The sequence below is a fragment of the Thermoanaerobaculia bacterium genome (genome assembly GCA_018057705.1).
Classification (GTDB): domain Bacteria; phylum Acidobacteriota; class Thermoanaerobaculia; order Multivoradales; family JAGPDF01; genus JAGPDF01.
This window is the reverse complement of the sequence record JAGPDF010000159.1, coordinates 1-3,840: the sequence shown is the minus strand read 5'-3', so window position 1 is coordinate 3,840 and position 3,840 is coordinate 1. Positions and strand designations below refer to the sequence as shown.

The 3,840-nt window shown below is 72.0% G+C and carries 4 protein-coding genes; 2 read left to right on the top strand and 2 right to left on the bottom strand.

The window, feature by feature from the left end:
• On the top strand, nt 1-455 hold a 455-nt coding region (locus tag KBI44_21545), incomplete at its 5' end, for a glycosyltransferase (protein ID MBP9147071.1).
• A gap of 15 nt (nt 456-470) precedes the next feature.
• Here KBI44_21545 and KBI44_21540 read toward each other — a convergent pair.
• Nucleotides 471-1,370: a class I SAM-dependent methyltransferase gene (locus KBI44_21540; protein MBP9147070.1), complete on the bottom strand. Its 900-nt coding sequence runs from the start codon at nt 1,368-1,370 to the stop codon at nt 471-473.
• A gap of 64 nt (nt 1,371-1,434) precedes the next feature.
• On the opposite strand from KBI44_21540, the gene KBI44_21535 reads away from it, so the two are divergent.
• On the top strand, nt 1,435-2,385 hold the full coding sequence (locus KBI44_21535; GenBank protein MBP9147069.1) for a glycosyltransferase: 951 nt from the start codon (nt 1,435-1,437) through the stop codon (nt 2,383-2,385).
• A gap of 7 nt (nt 2,386-2,392) precedes the next feature.
• Here KBI44_21535 and KBI44_21530 read toward each other — a convergent pair.
• A partial coding sequence (locus KBI44_21530; GenBank protein MBP9147068.1) for a glycosyltransferase occupies nt 2,393-3,840 on the bottom strand: 1,448 nt, incomplete at its 5' end.

The following is a 3,840-nucleotide window of genomic DNA, read 5'->3' as shown; positions in this document are numbered from 1 at the left end:
GGACGCCACACCGAACGGTCGAACACCCGCCGCGGCGCATCGCTTTCGCCGGCGCCGTCCACCGGCACAAGGGGGCGCTCGAGTTCGAAAGCGTCGTGCGCCGGCTCGAAGCGCAGCAGCCGGGCCGCTATCGGTGGCATGTCTTCGGCGGTGGCGATCCCGCGCTCCTCGGCCGCCTCCGCCGCCTGCCGCGCACCCGCGTCCACGGCTACTTCCGCGCCGGCTCGCTGCCGGCGCGCCTGGTCGCGGCCGAGATCGATCTCGTGCTCCTGCCGTCGATCTGGCCCGAGGCGCACTGCCTGGTGCTCGACGAGTGCGCCGCCGCGGGCGTGCCGGTCGTCGCCTTCGCGCTCGGCGCTCTCGGCGAACGAGTCCTCGCCGGGGGCCTGGGCGAAGTGGTCGACCCGGGCGCCGGCGCCGACGGCCTCGCCGACCGGATCGCGAGCCTGGGCTGAGGGCCGGGCCGCGGCTCAGGCACGCGGACGTTTGCGCGCCACCAGCACGGCAAAGTCCGAAGGGAGGGCTGCCTCACGCAGCAACAGCCGCTCGGTGACTGCGAGGAGGCGCAGCAAGGCCGAGTCCTCGGCGCTCGCCAGGTCGAAATTCCCCACGATCCCCGAGAGCAACGGATTCAGGATCGAACCGCCATAGTCCCGGCGACTCTCCAGATCGAATCGTCGCGAGATGGCGTCGACGATCTGTTCGGAGCTCACCGCCTCGAGCGGCGCGTTCTCCAGGAAATGGGCGACCGGGGGAGGGATATGGAGCGTCTTCTGACCGCCGGACGGCCAGTGCAGGCGCAGCCGCGGCGGCAACGCCGCCAGGAGCTCCTCGATGATGCGGAGCTGACGCTCGGAGAACTGGAAGTACTTCGGTCCGACGTACTCGTTGAGGATCAGCCAGCCGCCGGGGCGCAGGGCTTCGTCGAGCCGCGCGAAGAAGGCGTCCGGATCGGGCAGCCGGTGCAGGCTGTACTGCGACAGCACCAGGTCGTAGGCGCCGCGCGCGAGCGGCAGGTCGGGCACGCCTCCGACCTCGAAATGGACCCCGCCGACGCCGTGGAACTTCACCCAGGCACGGGCCGCCGCAATCGCCTCGGGCGAAGGGTCGAAACCGTCGAGGGAGGCGAACAGACCGCGCTGGGTGGCCAGGAACTCGAGGCCTCCGCTGCCGCAGTGCAGCGACAGCCAGGCTCCCTGGCGCGAGATCGGGCGGCTGCTGAAAAGGTCGAGCAGCCAGTGGCCCTCGCTCGGTCCGCCGGCGACGAGCGGCATGACGTGCTCGCTCACGAGCAACTGCGAATCGGTCCACCCGACCGCCGTCGGTTGGGCGGCTTCCGGCTCGCCGGCGTGCGGAGGAGTCTTCGCCAAGGTGCTCCGAGCTTACCAGCGTCGCTCGGGTCGAACGGTCCTGCCTGTGAGAGACTGCCGGCCGATGCGCGGACCCGAATCGCCCGCCGCCAGCGTCGCCATCTGCACGGCGAACCGGCACGACCGGCTCGCCGAGACGCTGGGCGAGCTCCTGCCGATCGTCGATCCCCGCCGCGCCGAGGTCATCGTGGTCGACAACGGTTCGACCGACGCGACTCCCGAGCTGCTGGCGCGCGTCGTCGCTGCCCATCCCGGCAAGGTGCGCGCCGTGCGCGAAGAGCGCGCCGGGCTTTCCGCAGCGCGCAACCGCGCGGTGCGTGAGGCGGGCGGCGACATCCTGCTCTTCCTCGACGACGACGCCCTGCCCGGACCCGGGTGGATCGAAGCCTATGTCGCTGCGTTTCGCGATCCACGCGTCGCCGCAGCTGGGGGGCCCGTCGAACCGATCTTCGACGGTGCCCTCCCGGGCTGGCTCGACAGCCGGTTCCTGCCCTACCTCTCGGCCTGGGACCGCGGCTCCGAAGTGGTGCCGCTGCGCTACAACGAGTTGCCGCGCGGCGCCAACATGGCCTTCCGGCGGACTTCGTTCACGGACTATGGCGAGTTCCTCGAGCAGCTCGGTCGCAAGGGCAACTCGCTGCGCTCGTGCGAGGAGATCGAGTACTGCCTGCGGCTCGAGCGCGGCGGCCAGGCGATCCTCTACCTGCCGTCTGCCGGCGTGCGCCACCATGTCGGCACGCAGCGCCTGACGGTCTCCTGGATGGCAGCCCGCTTTGCGGCGCAGGGCTTCTCGGAGGCGATCCTCGACTGGCGCCACGCCGGGCGGCGCGGGCTCGCCACCGGCCTGCGGCGCGTCGCCCGCCACGACCGCGACCCGGGCGACGATGTCCTGGCGCGCTGCCAGCGCCACGCCTGCCGCGGCTACCGCCGCGGAGCCCTCTATGCCTTGTTGTGCGTCGCGCTCTATCAGGCGCCGGCAGAGATCCCCCTCGCGCGCTTCGATCCGCCCTCCTGAAGTTCGTCTAAAGCGCGACGTCGCGCGCCCAGCGGTTTCCCCAATAGAGCGCCAGAGGGCGCACCCAGGGAAAGAGGCGCTCGGCGAGGCTGCTCATCTCTCCGCTTCGCAGGCCTTCCAGCCAGAGCTCCAGGGTCCGGGCATGAAAGAGGTCGCGGAGCATCTGCGCACGCTCGTAACGCACGCCCAGCAGACGCCAACCGAAGCCTTCGCTCGCCGCGCGGCGCCAGAGGGTCCGCATGTCGTAAGTATGTGAGTGCAGCACGGCCGCCTCGGGCAGGTCGGCGATCTCGAGGCCACGCTGGGCTGCGGCAGCCTGCCACTTCTTGTCCTCGAGGATCGGCGCCCAGCCGAAGGGCAACGACTCCCAGACCGTTCGGCGCAACGCCGCGTTGACCGTCGAGAAGCCGATGCCGCCATGGCCGGCGATCCAGCCGCAGGACTCGCTGGTGAAGTAGAAGCGCGGCCCGCCCGAGTGCCAGTAGAAGACCTGCTCGCGCTCCGGTACCTCGCGGATCCCGCCCTGGACGGCCGCGTACCGCCCCGGTCGCAGCAGCGGCGCCGAGATCCGGTGCAGCCAGAGCCGGTCGGCCGGCACGGCGTCCTGGTTGAGAAAGACCAGAACTCGCCCGCGCGCGACACGGGCCCCGAGATCGCGGGTCAGGCCGTGGTTGAAACTCGCCAGCGGGATCGGCACGATGCGCACCGGGAAGTCGCGCATCCGGGCGAGGTCGGCGGCGTCCGAAGCCGAATCGACGCAGATCACTTCGAAGGGCACGTCGATCTGCTGGCGGAAGATCTCGCGTAGCACCTCACCCAGACGTTCGCCGCCGTTGCGGGTCGGGAGGATGACCGACACGGCGACCTCCCCTTCTGCCCTGTCGCCGACCTCGCCGGCGGCCCCTCGCGCCGGCGCCGGCGGCGCCGCGGCGAGCGCTGGCACGCCGGCGGGCGACGGTCCGACCGCCCCGGCCGGTTCGACCAGCAGGTCGTCCCAGGCCGACATCAGCTTCTCCGCGCACTGCTGCCAGTCGTAGCGTTCCTCCGCCAGCCGGCGAGCCGCCGCTGCGATCTCCGCCGCGAGCTCGGGCTCCGCGAGCACCCTGGCTGCCGCCCGCGCCAGCTCCTCGGCCGTCTCGGCGAGCAGGAGATGCTCGCCGTCGCGCACCGCGAGCCCTTCGGCGGCCAGCTTCGTGCCCACGACGGGCAGCGCGCTCGCGAAGGCCTCGAGCAGCTTCAGGCGGGTGCCGGATCCGGCCCGGATCGGCGCCAGGAGCACTCGCGCACCACGGTAGAACGCCGCCGTGTCGGCGACGGTGCCGAAGACCTCGATACCGTCGCGGCCGTGCCGGGCGGCGACCTCCTCCGGCGGATGGGCGCCGACGATCGCCAGCCGCACGCGCGGCCGCAGCCGGCGCAGGCGGGGCCAGATCTCCGCCAGCAGCCACTCGATCG